Consider the following 17,401-nt stretch of genomic DNA (forward strand, 5'->3'; position numbering starts at 1 on the left):
CAATATGTGTGCCAAGTACATCGGATGCGAGTATTGGGCAATGATGAAGTATTACGTTCTTTATCGACAGATCATAAAGATGAAACGTTAGAAAAATTGCCTCCAATACATAGATACTCTCCAGTTCGTCTACCATTCAAAATTGATTTGAGAGATTTGGCAACTTGGCTTGACAAAAAAAATCCTTTTTCACTTGATGAAGAAGAAGAACTTCCTTCTAATTGGCAAAAATCTTTAGAATCATTTCTTGCTGCCTTGGTACGGCATGATTCGGGTGGTGGTGAGTTTGATGTTAGTGATCTACGTGCTGTCATGAAACTTAGTCCAGTTCTACTAGTTTTTGACGGACTTGATGAAGTTGCTGATATCTCGAAAAGGCAAGAAGTTGTTAATGAAATTATTAATGGTGTAAATCGTCTTGAATCAATTGCTGAATCACTCCAAGTAATCGTCACAAGTCGTCCAGCAGCGTTTGCTAATTCTCCTGGTCTTCCACAGGAGAAGTTTCCACACTATCAGCTTGATTCGCTAACTCGTACTCTGATTGACGAATATACAACTAATTGGATTAAGGCACGAAAGCTTGATAATAAAGAAGCTGCGGAAATTAGAAAGGTTATAAAAGAAAAGCTAAATCAACCACATCTGCGCGATTTATCTAAAAATCCAATGCAGTTGACAATATTACTAAGCCTTATTCGTAGTCAGGGTTTATCGCTACCAGAAAAACGAACAGCTCTTTACGATGATTATATAAAGCATTTTCTAGATCGTGAAGCAGCAAAGACTCCTATAGTTCGTGACCACCGAGAACTTTTAATAAATGTTCAAAGATATTTTGCTTGGATACTTCACACAGAGGCAGAACAGGGAGGTAATGGTAGTATCTCGAAAGATAAACTTTATGAACTTCTTTCAAAATATCTTGATGATGAAGGTCATTCTAAATCATTATTAGACGAATTATTTAGAGGTATGGTTGAACGCATAATGGCATTGGTACAACGTGTTGAAGGTACTTATGAATTTGAAGTTCAACCACTGCGAGAGTACTTCACGGCGCGATACCTTTATGATACTGCTCCTTATTCTCCAACTGGAAATGAAAAACCGGGGACATTACCTGATCGTTTTGATGCCATAGCACGTAATTTTTATTGGTTCAACGTTACAAGATTTTATGCTGGCTGCTATACCAAAGGTGAACTACCTTCACTCATTGACAGGTTACAAGATTTAATTGAGCAGGAAGGATATCGACTAATTAGTCATCCTAGGATATTAGCAGCTACTCTACTTTCTGACTGGGTATTTAAGCAACATCCTAAATCTGTTAAAGCTGTTGTTGAACTGATACTAGATGAGATTGGATTGCGATATGTATTACCCTCTAACAGTCGCCGACTTGGACTAGGAAACCCTCTATTACTTCCAAAAGATTGTGGACAGGAAGAATTAATAGATCACTGTTTCAAGAGCCTAGAAAAAAATCCTCCTAAAGACTATACTTTAGAAATAATAGATTTAATCAGAGTAAATGCCACATCAGATGAAATTTTAAATTCATGGAAGAAATATTTTTATAGTCAAAGTATTATTGAGCAAGGTAACTGGCTTGAATATGGATACTATTTAGGTATTTTGAATAAAATTAGTTTGGTTGATATAAAAAAAATTTTATCAGATGAAGTTAATCGTGCAAAATGCGTGTCTCTCCTTTTTAAAATGCGGCGATTTGATTATTGCGAAATGACTGAAAAAAACTTTTGTTTAACTATAGATGAAATTTTACAGAGAAATATTGTAGTTGATAATCGTCGAAATATTCAAATAAGTAGTTTTATAGAGCTATTCAGTCACTCGATTGATGCAAGTCGATATGCAGTAGCTTTCAAGGCAAGGAATTTAAACTTTACACTTTCTGAAATTTGGAAACATCAGATTTCACATCTAGTTAATAATGGTAGATATTTCTTGCAAGCTCTTAATAAAGATAATGTCTACTCTATCCCGGAATTTCCACAGGTTTCTAAGTATTACAAGATTGTAGAGACATCTCAAAAAGAATCACAGCGCAATGTCCAAGAATGGGCAACTGATATTGTTCCTTGGGACAATCTTATTGAAAAAGTTCGCGAAGTTTGTGGGGATCATTGGGCATTATTTCATCTTGCAAATATAGGTAGTGGAATTAAATCTAAAAGTGAAACATGCAAAGAATTCCCTGAACTTCTTGAACACTCAAAATCTTTGTGCCGACGAACACGTTATGCAAGATTGCAAGCTGGTAGGCCAAGTTGGTGGCAGCAACAGTTAGATAAAGTGAATAACGAAGTAGATGCCATGTTCATTACATTAATTCTTGTAACCTGGGGTAGTTCAAAAACCTTAGAAAATTTGGCTATATCCATAGATTCTTACATTGAAAAATTATCCTTTGACAACTGGCAGCGTCTGTATCGCTCTGTAGAAGATACAATTGCTCTAATACAAGACTTGCACGAGCGCATGATCTACTTTAATGTAGATTCAATGCCAAAAACTTTGGGTGCAAGAACTGTTACTTTATTTACTTTACGTGCGAAAGAACAAAGTAAAAGAAAGCTTTATGTTTCATATCTTAGTGCGTATACTGAATCTGATCCATTAGTACTAAAACTTTGCCAGGAGTTTGCACTTGATCTTCTTCAAAGAAATGAAACTGATTGGCATCCTGTATTGGAAGTAATTGCTCAAAGTTATGCTAAAGGAGCAATATCAGAGGAATATGCTTCCTACTTGTTTGCACGTCGCGTTGCTAGAAAAGGAGAAAAAAACCCTTTGCCAATTGATCTTGCTGAGGAGATTGCCAAACACCCTGATCGCTATCCTGGATTTTTGGTTGCCGTAGCGGAAGCTATATGTAAGAATATTGTGGCATCTAAAACAATTCCTGTAGGGGAGATAGCACGTAGAGATAAATGGTTTGGAATATAGAATATACAATTACAAGGCTTGAGTTTGGAATTTATTAAATAAAAGTCACTATATTTTGTAAATAACTTCTCACTAGCTCAAGAAAAGAGTTTAGATATTGTAGAAAAAAACTTAATAACAGTAATAAAATAAATTATTGCGTAATCTGGGCATCTAGTAAACAAACCAGGAAATCAAGAAATAATGTAGGGGTGGACGAATGTCCACCCCTATTAAAATCAGGTAACACCAAAGACAATCACTAAACCCAAAACTGCCCCAAACACAATCAAGGCATAGAATTGAGCGCGACCGTTTTCTAGATACTTCAGACCTTCACCGCTAACAAGGGTGAAAAAGCCTGTGAGGTTAACAGCACCATCGACAACGCGGAAGTCAACTTCCATAACTTGTCTGGCTAGGCGACGCAAGCCGAGGACAAAAACGCGATGGTAAATGTCATCAAAGTACCACTTGTTGAGGGATAACTCGTAAAGTGGTTGGATTTTAGCAGCGATCGCAGCCGGGTCAATCTTACGGCGCAAATACATCAGCGAAGCTAAGGTAATCGCAATCAAAGAAATTCCGACTGAGGCACCCGCCATAATGTAGAATTCCGTCGGATTGAACTCGGCAGCCTTTTCTATAACTTCGGAGAGAGTTTCGCTAGGAGGAAAGATAAACTCTTCAAAATAATTGGCATAAGGAGTTCCCACCAAACCAATCAAAATCGAAGGCACAGCCAACAGTGCCAACGGCAGCGTCATTGTCCACGGCGATTCGTGGGGGGAGTCGCTGTGATGTCCGTGGGAGTCATGGGAGTCATGATGCTGACTAGTTGCCGCCAATTCTCCTTTCTTCATCGCCCCAGGCCCAAAATTCGGGACTGGTTCTTCTGACTCTAATTCCAGGACAATTGTCGCCGCAGCTTTCTTAAGTTTTTCCTTGATTTTCTCGTCAGTACCCCGGAATTTGCCTTCAAATGTCGAGAAATACATTCTAAACATATAAAAAGCCGTAATCCCGGCAGTTAGCCAGCCGATGAACCAGAGGAGTGGGTTAGCCTCAAAAGCCTTCCCCAAAATTTCATCTTTTGACCAAAAACCAGCAAAGGGTGGGATACCAGAAATTGCCAAGCAACCAATTAAGAAGGTAGTTGCTGTGACAGGCATATACTTTCGCAGTCCACCCATCAAGCGCATATCTTGCGCTAAGGCGGGGTCGTGTCCAACGACACCTTCCATACCATGAATTACTGAACCTGAACCCAAGAACAGCATCGCCTTGAAATAGGCGTGGGTCATCAGGTGGAATAGTCCAGCACTGTAGGAACCTATTCCCATTGCCATCACCATGTAACCAAGTTGGGAAATGGTGGAGTAAGCCAAGCCCTTTTTGATGTCGTTTTGGGTAATGGCAATAGTTGCCCCCAAAAACGCCGTAAACGCCCCAGTAAAGGCAATGACGTTCATTGCGGCTGGAACGTCTTCAAATACTGGGTACATCCGGGCAATCAGGAAAACACCCGCCGCCACCATCGTTGCTGCGTGAATCAAGGCAGAAATGGGGGTGGGGCCTTCCATCGCGTCTGGTAGCCAGACATGGAGGGGGAATTGGGCTGATTTCGCCACTGGCCCTAAGAAAACTAAAATCGCAAACAGGACAGCGAGAAAATTGCTGATCGAACCTGATTCGACAAGTTGGGCGAGGCGATCGCCCATGATATTAAAATCAAAGCTTCCTGTTGCCCAGAACAGCCCCAAAATACCGAGTAATAGACCAAAGTCGCCCACGCGGTTGGTCACAAACGCTTTTTGAGCGGCATCTGCTGCTGACTTGCGATCATACCAAAAACCGACCAGCAAGTAGGAACACATCCCGACCAGTTCCCAGAATATATAAATCTGTACTAGGTTGGGGCTGACCACCAAACCTAACATTGAAGAGCCAAACAAACTTAGATAGGCGTAAAACCTCACATAACCGGGATCGTGAGCCATGTAGCCATCGGTGTAAACCATGACTAAGCAGGCTACCGTTGTGACAATCACCAGCATTAGGGCTGTCAGGTGGTCAATAGTGTAGCCCATGCTCAGGTGAAAATTACCTGCTGCCGCCCACTCAAAGGTACGGAGATAAGGCGCGTGTCCTTGAATTTGACTCCACAACAAGGCAAACGACAGCCCCATAGCTGCTGCCATCATGGAGATAATCACCACAGCGTTAAGCTGCCGTAGGCGGTTTGTCACCTGATTCAACGAGATTAACCCTAGACCGACCAGCATTGCTCCAAAAAGAGGGAACACCGGAATCAGCCAGGCATACTGATAGATTACTTCCATCACTGACGCCTACTTTTAGAATTCTTGATTAGCGTGTCAAAACTGTTAATAATTGTGACACACACCCTTTAGGATAAAATAACCCACCCAAGACTGATTGGGTGGGGTGTTAAGCATGGTTTTAGATTTGGTCATTGGTCATTGGTCATTAGTCATTGGTCATTGGTCATTGGTCATTAGCCCTATGCCCCATGCCCTATGCCCCATACCCAATATCCATCAGGCTGATCGACACTCTAAGTCCACTGTTTTTGAACTCTTGTAAATTTTTGGGCAACTGCTGTACTTAACTTTAATCTCTTCTAAAGCTAGACGTAAATCTTCTCTACCGCGAAAGCATTCCAAGCGATGGCGAATAGTGCCATTTTCAATCAATAGTAAAGTGGGTAGTGATTTGAGCCTATAAGTAGTAGACAATTTAAAATTTTGATCGGCATTAACCCCAACTAATTTAATTTCTTCCCCACATTGGGCTTGAAATTGCAATAACAGTGGGTGGATAATCCGACACAAGCCACACCAAGGTGCTTCAAAATTAACTAAAACAGGAATAGGTGATTCTAAAACTTCTTGAGTAAATGTCTGCTCACTAACCGACAACACCATGACGCCTCTTGGATTATAAGGTTTTTATATTAAACTACCTATCAGCATTGAAATGAAAGATTGGCAAGTCAGTAACTGCCGATAAATGCTTTCAGGAACCAAATTTCAGGACACAGAATAATTAGGTAAAAATTGAGGTGTTGATGTGTCTCTGACAATAAAAGCCAGCGCCACTCTCACGGTGGCTTTTTTGGATGTTAGGCTCCTGATTGCCGTGGCCACCTGGGGATTTGACTGAATCTGCCATTTTTCCCCAAGGAAAGGTAACTGACCAACAACTACCAATTTAAAATCTTAACTCGGACTCAGACCACCCCCATCGATAGATATTTGAACTTATCCTACATTGATTTAGGGCAATTGATAAGCTGAAATCCTTATCTATTTTGGATTTGATGCTGACACTGGGGATCGCCTAAATTTCCCATTTTATCTTACTAGTTGCTTCCAGCAACAGAGGATGCGATAACCAAAGCAAAACTATGAAAATGGCAACTCCCAAATAGGAAGGGCGAATAAATTCCTGCCATTTGATAGATTGACGCCCGTCGATAATTGCTTTACATGGAATAATTGAAGTTCTTTGTTTGGCAATTTCAAAGGCTTCTCCATAGCGATGCAAGAGACGGCGATCGCCGTGCCAAACTCCAAACAAGTGATGTAACACCAATCCAATGGAAGTCACAAGGGTAAAGGTAGTACCCAACCACAGAGTATGGGCAACACACCAAATTATTTGTCCTACCATCTGGGGATGACGGGTAATCCGAATAATTCCTGTTTCGTAGAGATGAACTTGGGGCTTTTGAATGGCAGCAATTTCTAGTAGATTGAAGGTAGCAGGATATAAAAATAAAAACGAGATAGCTGACAACAGCCAAACAAATTCTCGCACTCCTGGCACTCCTTGTACCTGCCAAAGTTGCAAACCATCATAACGATGCCCAAAAAAGTAAATAATTAATATGACAGCCAAAGGTAGGCTGACTAATGCAAAGAGAACGCGATAAAGCCTTGGGCCAATATATTTTTCTGCCCAAGGACGCAAAGCAGCGCCTCCACTGTGAGCGATCGCAAAAACTATTTGTAGCCCCAGCATGACAAAATGACTGGGTGTCAACCAAGAAATCAACAGCATATACACGGGTGAAATAATTTAAAGAAAATGGAACTCAGTACAACCAATACCACAAAGTATTCAAAGGGAGACTTTAGTCAAGATGTTGTGCTACTGTCTTTTTCGAGTCAAGTTTTCAAGTTTAATATGCAACAAATCATACCTGGCTAATTGCTGCCAAACCTGATTTGTTGTGTGCATCTGCTCCTTTCAAAGTTTGTGGTTTGAGCCTTATGTCTGACCTTCCTTTCACTTTAGATCAGTTACGTATCCTCAAAGCGATCGCACAAGAAGGAAGCTTCAAGCGTGCCGCTGATAGTCTTTACGTTTCTCAACCTGCCGTCAGCTTGCAAGTGCAAAATCTCGAACGGCAGCTAGATGTCCCCCTATTTGATCGGGGAGGGCGACGCGCCCAATTAACCGAAGCAGGACATCTACTCCTAAGTTACGGTGAAAAAATCCTCAGTCTGTGTCAGGAAACCTGCCGCGCGATCGAGGATTTACAAAATCTCCAAGGCGGTACTTTAATTGTCGGTGCTTCTCAAACCACCGGCACTTATCTTTTGCCCAGAATGATCGGTATGTTCCGACAAAAATATCCAGATGTGGCAGTGCAATTACACGTCCACTCTACGCGGCGGACTGCTTGGAGTGTCGCTAACGGACAAGTTGATTTGGCAATTATCGGCGGTGAAATTCCTGGTGAACTATCAGAATCCTTGGAAGTTGTTTCTTACGCTGAAGACGAACTAGCGCTAATTCTACCTGTTTTTCATCCCTTTACCAAACTGGAAAAAATCCAAAAAGAAGACCTATACAAATTACAATTCATTGCCCTAGATTCCCAATCGACTATCCGCAAAGTTATTGACCAAGTGCTAGCACGCTGTGAAATTGATACGAGACGTTTTAAGGTTGAAATGGAATTAAATTCCATCGAAGCAATTAAAAATGCTGTGCAATCTGGTTTGGGGGCTGCCTTTGTTTCAACTAGCGCGATCGCTAAAGAGTTACAAATGGGTGTTCTGCACCGTACCCCCATTGAAGGCGTTGTCGTCAAACGGACACTGTGGCTGATTTTTAATCCTAATCGCTATAGATCCAAGGCCGCAGAAGCTTTTAGTCGGGAAATTTTGCCCCAGTTTGCTAATCCTGGATGGAGTCAAGATGTGTTAACATTGGCACAAAAAAGCATAGTGATATCTACATTGGATATAACTACGTCCACCTCTGCCGCCGAAGACTAAAATCTGGTCATTAGTCCTACCCTTAGGGCGTCTACGTCATTTATCCTATGTTTTTTGTAAATGACCAATGAGTAAATAATTCGTAATGACGCTCTCTGCCAGAGGCGCAAGGGACGCGGACTCGCTACCGCTGCGCTAACGTAATTCGTAATTATTATTTTATAGCTTTTTGCGTAGCATAGCGTAGGCAAGCTAAAAATTGACATCAGTAAAAAAGTTTCCTGTTCTTGATAAAGAAGTTTAGTTTCTATATAACCTGAATGAATTACGAATTATTTTGACTAATGACTAATCACGAAAATGGAAGTTTACTGTACTCGTCCACGTTGCCTACGCCCACAAAACTATTTTGCCGATTTAGATGATATTACGACGCTGAAAACAACGCAGCAAAAGTACTGTACTACCTGTGGTATGCCATTGCTGCTAGATGGTCGATATGTCCCCTTGAAGCTGCTGGGAAGGGGGGGATTTGGAGCAGCTTTTTTGGCACGCGATCGCCGAATACCGGGGATGCGTCAATGCGTAGTTAAGCAGTTTCAACCAGCGGGAAATTTAACCTTAAATCAACTGCAACAAGCACAGTTGATGTTTGAGAGAGAGGCAGAAGTTTTAGCACAACTTGGTAACGATCACGAGCAAATACCTGACTTGTTTGCTTTCTTTCCAGTGATAGTTAATGGTTTGCAACCAGGACAGCAAGACCAGTTTTTTTACTTGGTACAAGAATACATTGATGGGCAAAACTTAGAAGAAGAATTAGTTCAACAGGGCAAATTTTCTGAACAGCAAGTGTTGGAGGTGCTGCAAGAAATCCTGAAGGTGCTAAAGTTTGTCCATCATAGAGGCATTATCCACAGAGATATTAAACCCTCTAACATCATGCGCCGTCGTGATGGGAAACTTTTTCTCCTAGATTTTGGCGCAGTTAAACAAGTAACAAATGTTGCACTTGGTTCTGCTGCGTCTTCCACAGGAATTTATTCTATGGGATTTGCACCGCCTGAGCAAATGGCTGGAGGTCAAGTCTTCCCATCTACGGATTTATACGCTCTGGCTGTCACTCTTATTACTTTATTGACAAATAAGGAAGCAGTTAAACTGTTTGATGCTTATAGCAACCAGTGGAAATGGCGATCGCAAGTTACTGTCAGCCCTCGCCTTGCTGACATATTAGATAAGATGCTGCTACCTGCTGCTAATCAGCGCTTCCAGTCAGCCCAGGAGGTTTTAGATGCACTTAACTCACAGGCGGCTCAAGCCCCTACACAATTTAATTCGCCCTCTGTAACACTTTTGCCACAACCACCCAAAGGTTCTAGCCCCGTCGTCCCCCGCCCACCAACTCAACCAGCGTTTTCCACAGTGGAATTGCTGGGTGGGGCGGCATTTAGTGGATTTGAAGGGGCATTAATTGCGATCGCTCTTTTCAGTCTAATAAAATCACCAATAGTTACTTTCACTGTTGCATGTGTGATTTTGGGGATACTGATATTTGCTCAAACCAGGCGGTGGATTGAAAAGTTCGATTTATTAATTATTCCAACAATTACTTTTGCTGTTATTTTTTTTCTCCCTTTTTTACAGGGGGGTCTTGGTATTAAGGCAGTAGTAATTTTATCAATTGCAGCAGCCTTAGTAGCCATTTCACTAACAGCCGTATTTCGACTTATTTATAAATTATTATCTCTCTTACTTTAAAAACTTTTGGTGCTAACAGCTAACTATGTCTCAGAAAAATGAAACACTTAGCCTTTTTTTAGCTGCTATCATCACGATTGGCTTAATCTTTAGTGGCTTATGGTTTCTTATGGAACGGTGGGCGCAATTAAGTGGAACTGTTCCTAAAACTTCGGGGAGTAGCAACACAGATAGTTCCACAAAGCAGTTTGTCAACAACAAATGTAACGTGCCAAATCTCCCAGAGGGAACATTCAACTATGGTGGTAGCACAACCTGGGCACCCATTCGTAAAGACGTAGACTCTGTACTAGAAAGCCTGTGTCCTCAATTTAGTTTACGCTATACTCAACCTCCTTCAGGTCAACCAGGATCTGGAACCGGCATTCGGATGTTGATAGATAATCAACTAGCTTTTTCTCAATCTTCTCGCTCAGTTAAAGCTGAAGAAAATGCCGAAGCTAAACAAAAAGGATTTAGTTTGAAAGAAATACCGGTGGCGATTGATGGAATCGCGATCGCAGTTAACCAAAATCTCAATATCCCTGGTTTAACTGTCGCCCAACTCAAGGACATTTACACTGGCAAGATTACTAATTGGCAACAAGTGGGTGGGCCAAATTTACCAATTACAGTCTACTCTCGCAGTCAAGAAGCTGGTGGTACAGTGGAGTTCTTTGTCGAAAATGTTTTAAATAAAGAAAAATTTGGTGTCAACGTTAGTTACATTGGCACGACCACAGAAGCAGTACGAAAAGTAGCGATGAATACTGGCGCAATTTACTATGCTTCTGCCCCAGAGGTTGTACCCCAGTGTACAATTAAATCTTTACCACTAGGGCGGACAAGCGGTCAATTTGTGCCTCCCTACCAAGAACCCCTTATACCTCAATCTGAATGTCTCGGTAAGCGTAATCAGTTGAATAGTCAGGCGTTTCGTAGTGGAGATTATGCAATTACCCGCAATTTATTTGTAATTGTTAAACAGAATGGTCAAACAGATCAGCAAGCTGGGGAAGCTTATGCAAATTGGCTGTTGATACCTCAGAGTCAAGAACGGATCGAAAAGGCTGGATTTGTTAGAATTAAATGATCAAAATGGTTAAATTTAGCGAAATAATAAAATTAGGACTTATACAAAAACTCTCTGAAATTTTTATTTATCTCATCTGGAGTGGTTCGTTTTTTATCTCCAGACGTAAGTTATACAAATAATAAACATTTTTATTTGATTTAAATTTGTTCATGTCACAAAAGAATGAAACTAAAATTTTAGCTTTGACCCTGCTGTTGACAGTCGGAATAGTTGGCGGTGGTGTTTGGTGGTTTACTAACAATGGGGTCAAAATTAGTAATAGTATCACTCAAAATCCCCAAAGAGGTAGCAATTCATCCCTACAAGACCGGATTAGTTTTGGTGAAAAATCCTTGACTTCGGGTGAGATATCTCCAGTTAAAAAAGAAGGAGTACAGGCGATCGCAGCTAAAAGTTATGATAAAGCGATCGCCAATTTCACAGCTGCCCTAAAACTCAGCCGTAACGATCCAGAAACGCTAATTTTTCTTAACAATGCCCGCATCGCCTCTTCCAAGAGCTACACCATTGTGGCTTCTGTACCATTCGGCACTGACCCCAATGCTGCTTTAGAAATTTTACGTGGTATCGCCCAAGCCCAAAATGAAATTAATACCTCTGGAGGAGTCAAGGGAGTACCGTTGAAGGTGGGGATAGCTAACGACGATGACAATCCAGAAATAGCCAAGCAAATTGCTTCTAACCTAGTCAGTAATTCAGAAGTATTAGGTGTAATTGGGCCAAATACTAGCGATTCCACCTTAGCCGCAGGTACTATTTATACTTCGGGACAAATTGTAGTAATTTCCCCTACCAGTACATCTGTCAAAATTTCTAACTTTAGCCGCTACGTTTTTCGCACGGTTCCCAGTGATTTTATGGCTGCTAGAAGTTTAGCCAACTATATGGTGAGAACCTTGCAGAAAAAAAATGCAGTGGTTTTCTTTAATTCTCAGAGTAACTATAGCCAGTCTTTAAAGTCGGAGTTTGTTTCATCTGTTTCTTTAGAAGGTGGACAAGTATCCAGCGAATTTGACTTATCCAAGGCGGATTTTAGTGCGGCTAAAAGTATAGAACAAGCAACTAAGCAAGGTGCAGAAGTGTTGATGTTAGCTGCTAACACTGAAACTCTGGATAAAGCGCTGCAAGTAATTCAGATTAACCAGAAAAAGTTAACTCTGCTGGCGGGAGATGATGTTTACACCACTAAAACTTTAGAAATTGGCAGAGAACAAGCTGTGGGAATGGTATTGGCAGTTCCCTGGCATATTGATGGCGCTCCCAAGTCAGATTTTCCTCAGAAATCCCGGCAATTATGGGGCGGCGACGTGAGTTGGCGAAGTGCCCTCAGCTATGATGCCACTGTAGCTCTGATTACAGCATTAAAACGCAACCCCACACGTTCTGGAGTACAACTTGCACTTTTCTCCTCTGACTTTTCTGCCACTGGTGCTTCTGGTACAATTCGGTTTTTAGCATCAGGCGATCGCAATGCGCCAGTCCAACTTGTAAAAATTGTTCCTGGTTCCCGCTCTCGCACGGGTTATGACTTTGAACCAGTCCGTTAATCAGCAATAAAAAACTAAAACTTAACCAATACTTAACCTGGAAAAACCCTCAAGATGAGAAATTGAGCTTTATGGGGAAAATTTTAGTGTCATAGGACTTACCCAAAACTAGACGCGAGAGGGGCAATACCCTGCGGGAAGCCGCTTTGCGTCTACATGAATTGCCCCTACCCTAAAATCAGGGTTTCGGCTATTGTTTGCGTCAGTACTATGTCAATTTATTCTCATTAGCACTCAAACCTTGAGATAGGAAATCAAATAATCCAGGGGAAATTTATTATACCTTGGCTTTTAAAGTAGTCAGAAGTTAGGATTTATCAGAATTTGCTAACAAAACACCCGTCCTCCAAATACAATCTCAAGTAGCAAGCACCTATCAAGCCAAGCACTTATATTGAATGGACGCGCGGGTAGATTATACTATGTCCCAAAAAAATGAAACAACTATTCTTGTATTATCCATCCTAATCACGGTCGGGCTAATAGCTGGCGGTTTTTGGTGGTTTACTAAAAAGTCTGGTGTTAACCTAAATACAATTAATTCTGGTAGCACCAAAACGCCCCAAGCCGCATCAGAACAGCCTAGTGGCAATACTTTCACTTCAGTACAGGATGTTCCTACAGGATTATTCAATTACGGTGGCAGTACATCTTGGGCACCGATTCGGCTGGTAGTTGATCCAGCAATTCAAGCGGCGCGGCCAGAACTTCGGCTGCGTTATGTAGAACCCAGTAATGCATCTCCTGGTTCTGGTACTGGCATCCAATCTCTGATAGACGGTCAACTAGCCTTTGCCCAGTCCTCCCGACCAGTTTTAGATCAGGAATTAAGCCGTGCCCAGCAGCGTGGGTTCAGTTTGAAACAAATTCCTGTGGCAATTGATGGTTTAGCAGTTGCAGTTAATCCTAACCTGAATATCTCAGGACTAACGATAGACCAGTTAAAGTCAATTTACACAGGCAAAATCAATAATTGGAGCCAGGTGGGTGGCCCCAATATTCCGATTAAGCCCTATTCTCGCCGCATTGCTGATGGCGGTACGGTGGAACTTTTTGTCCAAGATATCTTGGGTGGTCAACCTTTCAGTTCCAATGTGGAATTTATCTCCACAACCACCCAAGCCTTGCAAAAATTGGCTGGTAGCCCTGGTAGCATCTACTACGCTTCTGCCCCAGAGGTGATTCCTCAATGCTCAATCAAAGCCTTGCCGTTGGGGCGGACGCAAGGGCAATACATTTCTCCATACCAAGAACCATCTGTCCTCCCGTCCGAATGTCCTGGTAAACGAAACAAATTGAACATTGAGGCTTTCCAATCAGGAAAATACCCGATTACCCGCAATCTGTTTGTGGTGGTCAAACAGAATGGTCAGACTGAGCAGCAAGCAGGTGTCGCTTACGCCAACTTACTGCTGACTGAGCAGGGACAGGAACTGATTAGCCAAGCTGGGTTTGTCAAAATTCGTTGACTCTTGTGATCGTCTCCGGCGGGGCGTAGCCCATCGCACTCAAGACAGAGTGGCGGAAATCGCCGCTCTGAACTGTGCTTTAACCAGCTCTATTAATCGACTCTGCTGGCAAGCAAATGAGATTATCGCCTTGAGTCAGAATTAAGCCACGTTGACGCAGCTTACCCATCAAGCGAGTGACAGTAACACGAGTGGAACCAATCGCGCTCCCAATTTGGGCATGGGTGAGGGGGAAGGGCAGACAATAACCGCGAATCACATCAGGATCAGTGTCGCTCATTGCTGGTTCTCCATATTCCTCAATTAACAATGTGAGAAATCCTAAGAGTCGGTCAATTGTGCGGCGTTGTCCCAAGGCACTCAGCCACAGTAGCTTACGCTGGTGCTGATACCTGAAGGCATCCATAACTTCGCGACGGAAGTGAGGCCAGTTGTCTAAGTCATGCCAGTACATCCACAACACCGCAGTTTGGTCAACATGGGCGTAGGACTGGAGTGTGAATGGTGATTGGGCAACAATTTCAAATGGCTGTCCCGCTCCCACAAAACCCAAGAACGCTTCTTCTGGGGTTCTGTTAATTCGTCGAGACGTTAGCTGGCTGGCAGTCGCACTAACTTGGGCGGTTCCTACCATACGGATCGCACCCCTTTGCACCAAATATAGCAATCCAGGCCGGGCTGGAATGCGCTCATCTTTGCTAAAGGTACGGCAGCGGTAGTGTTCTTGAGCCCAGTCAAGAATGCGTTGCCAAGTTAAAAAAGGCCGTGATGCCTCAGAAAAGGAGGATGGAGATTGCATAGGTAACAAAGAGCGTTCGGCTGAAGACAAAGACGTAAATAAAAAGGTGCAAGGAGTGTCTTTGTGTTGGCGAGGCAGGCTTAACGCCTAACAGCGCCAGCCAATCCAAAGAATAGAAAGCAAATTACTCTCTACTCTTTTGTTATACTTCCTACTGTACAATGATGGTAGTAAAGATTACTTACTATTCATCGATTATTCATCAAATTTTATCCTCTTCTCATTTTTCTTCATCTAAATTAAATTTATACCCCAAGGTAGATGACAGAAAAGTAATAAATATATCTTACATGACGATTTAAATAATATTACGTGCATTATAAATTACAAGTTAGCAAACATACGTCAATCAAACAGTTATTGTACAGTTATATAATAAAATCACTAAGCATTGATACTTATAAAGCAGAAAATAAATGCATAGAAATTAAAAAAATTCCTCTACATAAAGGTAGAGATAACAATAGAGTTTTATACATCTCAAGTGTGTCTTTGCGACTATCAAAATCTCAGAATCGAAAAACGATGGAGCTTGCCAGTGCGATCGCCTCAGATATATCAGGGATCTGTGAGGACGTTTTTAGCATCCAAATAGTTCCCCCTGGTTTGATACATTTTGAGTTAACTCACTCAACCTTAGCGACTTGGTTACAAAGTCTCGTAGTCGGGAGTTTGGGGGGAGAGGGGAGTGGGGGAGATGAGGGAGAAATCAATTCAAAATTCAAAATTCAAAATTCAAAATTAAAGAACTTCTGCCTTCTGGCTCCTGCCTCACCTCGACTGCGCTCGGCGACCACCTGCCTCCTGCCTCCTCTTTCCCAATGCCCACTTGCCCTGAGCGAAGCCGAAGGGATGCCCAATTTGTTTACTGTTCAATATGCTCATGCACGCTGCTGTTCGCTAGTGCTTCTGGCTCATCGAGAGGGATTGATTAAACTTAGAGAACCAGTTCCAAATACTAGTCCAGCTTTTTGGAGTGTTATCTCTCCTAACCCTCTACCTTGGCTTGATTGTGACGGAACACTGCGGCTAAATCACCCAGATGAGCGTCGTCTAATTGGTGAGTTAATACAAGTGGTAGACAACATAGAGTGCCCTGATGTTAGCGGTTCTGTGAAATGGGAAAAAGTAGCGCTGAGTTTGAGCCAAGCTTTTGAAAAGTTTTGGTGTAATTGCCGGATTTGGGGTGAGGTGAAAATTACCTCACCAGAGTTAGCCCAAGCCAGACTCGGATTGCTTATGGCTACTCAGTCAGTATTAAAATTTGTGCTAGAGGAAAACTTGGGTGTTTTTGCGCCCTTGGAGTTATAAATCGGTAATGTCGGTTAGGTATAAAATAAAAACTTTTATATATCTATTGACTCAATGCATCACCTCAGCTACATTAACAGGTGTGTGAGGAGCGAACCAGCTAGGACACCGAGACGAAACACGGCCAGTCGTCGGTGTCCTTTCTGATTTATATGGGTTGGGTTTTAAAAAGTGCCCTGATTACAGCAAAAACTTTTCAATTGCTACTGCTGCTCCGTCTTCCTCTACGCTAGGAGCTACCCACTGCGCGATCGCTTGCACTCCTGCTGGTGCATTGCCCATAGCTACACCCAGTCCAACATACTCCAGCATTTCTACATCATTGAAGTTATCGCCAATCGCCATAACATTGGCTAACTGTAATCCCAACAATTCTTCGGCTAGGTAACGCACAGCAGTTCCCTTATTCACAGAGGCGTTAGTTGCTTCAAAAAAAGTAGCAACAGATGTTGTCAGATAAAGTTCAGCAGGTGTGTATTGGCGGCGTAAATTCCCCAATAGGTGATCGATTACATCAGTGTCATCGCACAAAGCGAGAATTTTTGTTGGTTCATTCGTTAAGACTTGACGCAAATCACCCACGGGAATCGCAGTAATAGCAGAACGTTCTGCATAAATTTGGGTTTCTCTAGTTAACTCACGGACGTATAGTTGGTCGTTGATGTAGAAGTGGACAGATAGAAGCGATCGCAACTCAGGCTGTTCAAAATAGTCGAGTAACTGGTGGGCGATTTCCCTGGAAACAGCCCAATGGCGATGAATTTTTTGGGTGAGCGGATCTTGAATCCAGGCTCCTTGATAGGCCATTAATGGTAGGGTAGAGCCGATATCTTGGTGAAAGCGCAAGGCTGATCGATACATCCTACCTGTCGCGATCGCTACTTGAATTCCTCTTGCTTGCGCTGCAACAATAGCTTGCTTTACAGGTTCGCTAATGGTGTTAGAATGCCCTGCGATCGTGCCATCTATATCCAAAACTAGTAGTTTAATGTCTTTTGCAGCAGCCTGATTATCAGTAAATACCAAATGTGTAGCAGATGCTTTCTGCATAATGTCCTAGATTTTAAGTTCCAGTAAGAGGTTAACAGGCTCTAGCAGCTTGTGGTGACTGGTAGAGAAAAATTAGTAGGTATGTATAAAGCTTTGTTAATGTAAACTTAACTAAAAATACAATCTTCCTAGCGAGAGAGGTTGAACAAGCATCGGAAATTGCTAACTATGTGACAAAGCTT

The 17,401-nt window shown here is 42.2% G+C and carries 12 protein-coding genes; 7 read left to right on the forward strand and 5 right to left on the reverse strand.

Features of this window, described 5'->3' with window-relative positions:
- The first annotated feature begins 33 nt into the window (after positions 1-33).
- Complete coding sequence (locus ACFFAP_RS00520; RefSeq protein WP_375509383.1) at positions 34-2,976, forward strand: NACHT domain-containing protein; 2,943 nt, start codon at positions 34-36, stop codon at positions 2,974-2,976.
- 218 nt (positions 2,977-3,194) lie between these two features.
- Here the strand turns inward: ACFFAP_RS00520 and ACFFAP_RS00525 are convergent, their stop codons facing one another.
- From ACFFAP_RS00525 to ACFFAP_RS00535, 3 genes are all read right to left on the reverse strand, one after another.
- On the reverse strand, positions 3,195-5,297 hold the full coding sequence (locus ACFFAP_RS00525) for an NAD(P)H-quinone oxidoreductase subunit 5 (protein WP_375509384.1): 2,103 nt from the start codon (positions 5,295-5,297) through the stop codon (positions 3,195-3,197).
- A 219-nt stretch (positions 5,298-5,516) separates the two neighbouring features.
- Positions 5,517-5,903, reverse strand: coding sequence for a thioredoxin family protein (locus tag ACFFAP_RS00530; RefSeq protein WP_375509385.1), 387 nt, complete (start codon positions 5,901-5,903; stop codon positions 5,517-5,519).
- 415 nt (positions 5,904-6,318) lie between these two features.
- Positions 6,319-7,041, reverse strand: a complete 723-nt coding sequence (locus tag ACFFAP_RS00535; protein WP_375509386.1) for an NnrU family protein — start codon at positions 7,039-7,041, stop codon at positions 6,319-6,321.
- Positions 7,042-7,253: 212 nt separating this feature from the next.
- Between ACFFAP_RS00535 and ACFFAP_RS00540 the strand changes: the two genes are divergently transcribed.
- From ACFFAP_RS00540 to ACFFAP_RS00560, 5 genes are all read left to right on the forward strand, one after another.
- Positions 7,254-8,267: a LysR family transcriptional regulator gene (locus ACFFAP_RS00540; protein ID WP_375509387.1), complete on the forward strand. Its 1,014-nt coding sequence runs from the start codon at positions 7,254-7,256 to the stop codon at positions 8,265-8,267.
- Between the two features lie 300 nt (positions 8,268-8,567).
- Positions 8,568-9,968 (forward strand): protein kinase, encoded by a 1,401-nt coding sequence (locus ACFFAP_RS00545; protein WP_375509388.1) that lies wholly within the window; start codon positions 8,568-8,570, stop codon positions 9,966-9,968.
- A 25-nt stretch (positions 9,969-9,993) separates the two neighbouring features.
- Positions 9,994-11,040, forward strand: coding sequence for a PstS family phosphate ABC transporter substrate-binding protein (locus tag ACFFAP_RS00550; RefSeq protein WP_375509389.1), 1,047 nt, complete (start codon positions 9,994-9,996; stop codon positions 11,038-11,040).
- A gap of 152 nt (positions 11,041-11,192) precedes the next feature.
- A complete protein-coding gene (locus ACFFAP_RS00555; protein ID WP_375509390.1) occupies positions 11,193-12,590 on the forward strand; it encodes an ABC transporter substrate-binding protein in 1,398 nt (465 codons plus the stop codon).
- Positions 12,591-13,012: 422 nt separating this feature from the next.
- On the forward strand, positions 13,013-14,059 hold the full coding sequence (locus tag ACFFAP_RS00560) for a PstS family phosphate ABC transporter substrate-binding protein (protein WP_375509391.1): 1,047 nt from the start codon (positions 13,013-13,015) through the stop codon (positions 14,057-14,059).
- 79 nt (positions 14,060-14,138) lie between these two features.
- Here ACFFAP_RS00560 and ACFFAP_RS00565 read toward each other — a convergent pair whose 3' ends face one another.
- Positions 14,139-14,858 (reverse strand): Crp/Fnr family transcriptional regulator, encoded by a 720-nt coding sequence (locus ACFFAP_RS00565; protein ID WP_100901811.1) that lies wholly within the window; start codon positions 14,856-14,858, stop codon positions 14,139-14,141.
- Positions 14,859-15,383: 525 nt separating this feature from the next.
- Here ACFFAP_RS00565 and ACFFAP_RS00570 point away from each other — a divergent pair.
- The gene (locus tag ACFFAP_RS00570; RefSeq protein WP_375509392.1) at positions 15,384-16,169 is read left to right on the forward strand and encodes a DALR anticodon-binding domain-containing protein; all 786 of its coding nucleotides are present in this window, start codon (positions 15,384-15,386) and stop codon (positions 16,167-16,169) included.
- 180 nt (positions 16,170-16,349) lie between these two features.
- Here ACFFAP_RS00570 and ACFFAP_RS00575 read toward each other — a convergent pair whose 3' ends face one another.
- Positions 16,350-17,219, reverse strand: coding sequence for a Cof-type HAD-IIB family hydrolase (locus tag ACFFAP_RS00575; RefSeq protein ID WP_375509393.1), 870 nt, complete (start codon positions 17,217-17,219; stop codon positions 16,350-16,352).
- Positions 17,220-17,401: the final 182 nt, after the last annotated feature.

Source organism: uncultured Nostoc sp., assembly GCF_964245575.1.
In the GTDB taxonomy this organism is placed as follows: Bacteria; Cyanobacteriota; Cyanobacteriia; order Cyanobacteriales; family Nostocaceae; genus Nostoc.

Excerpts from the sequence above, each read along its gene's own strand:
- ACFFAP_RS00560 (WP_375509391.1), top strand. The coding sequence starts at position 13,013 with ATGTCCCAAAAAAATGAAACAACTATTCTTGTATTATCCATCCTAATC.
- ACFFAP_RS00540 (WP_375509387.1), top strand. The coding sequence starts at position 7,254 with ATGTCTGACCTTCCTTTCACTTTAGATCAGTTACGTATCCTCAAAGCG.
- ACFFAP_RS00575 (WP_375509393.1), bottom strand. The coding sequence starts at position 17,219 with ATGCAGAAAGCATCTGCTACACATTTGGTATTTACTGATAATCAGGCT.
- ACFFAP_RS00535 (WP_375509386.1), bottom strand. The coding sequence starts at position 7,041 with ATGCTGTTGATTTCTTGGTTGACACCCAGTCATTTTGTCATGCTGGGG.
- ACFFAP_RS00565 (WP_100901811.1), bottom strand. The coding sequence starts at position 14,858 with ATGCAATCTCCATCCTCCTTTTCTGAGGCATCACGGCCTTTTTTAACT.
- ACFFAP_RS00550 (WP_375509389.1), top strand. The coding sequence starts at position 9,994 with ATGTCTCAGAAAAATGAAACACTTAGCCTTTTTTTAGCTGCTATCATC.
- ACFFAP_RS00530 (WP_375509385.1), bottom strand. The coding sequence starts at position 5,903 with ATGGTGTTGTCGGTTAGTGAGCAGACATTTACTCAAGAAGTTTTAGAA.
- ACFFAP_RS00555 (WP_375509390.1), top strand. The coding sequence starts at position 11,193 with ATGTCACAAAAGAATGAAACTAAAATTTTAGCTTTGACCCTGCTGTTG.
- ACFFAP_RS00570 (WP_375509392.1), top strand. The coding sequence starts at position 15,384 with ATGGAGCTTGCCAGTGCGATCGCCTCAGATATATCAGGGATCTGTGAG.
- ACFFAP_RS00525 (WP_375509384.1), bottom strand. The coding sequence starts at position 5,297 with ATGGAAGTAATCTATCAGTATGCCTGGCTGATTCCGGTGTTCCCTCTT.
- ACFFAP_RS00545 (WP_375509388.1), top strand. The coding sequence starts at position 8,568 with ATGGAAGTTTACTGTACTCGTCCACGTTGCCTACGCCCACAAAACTAT.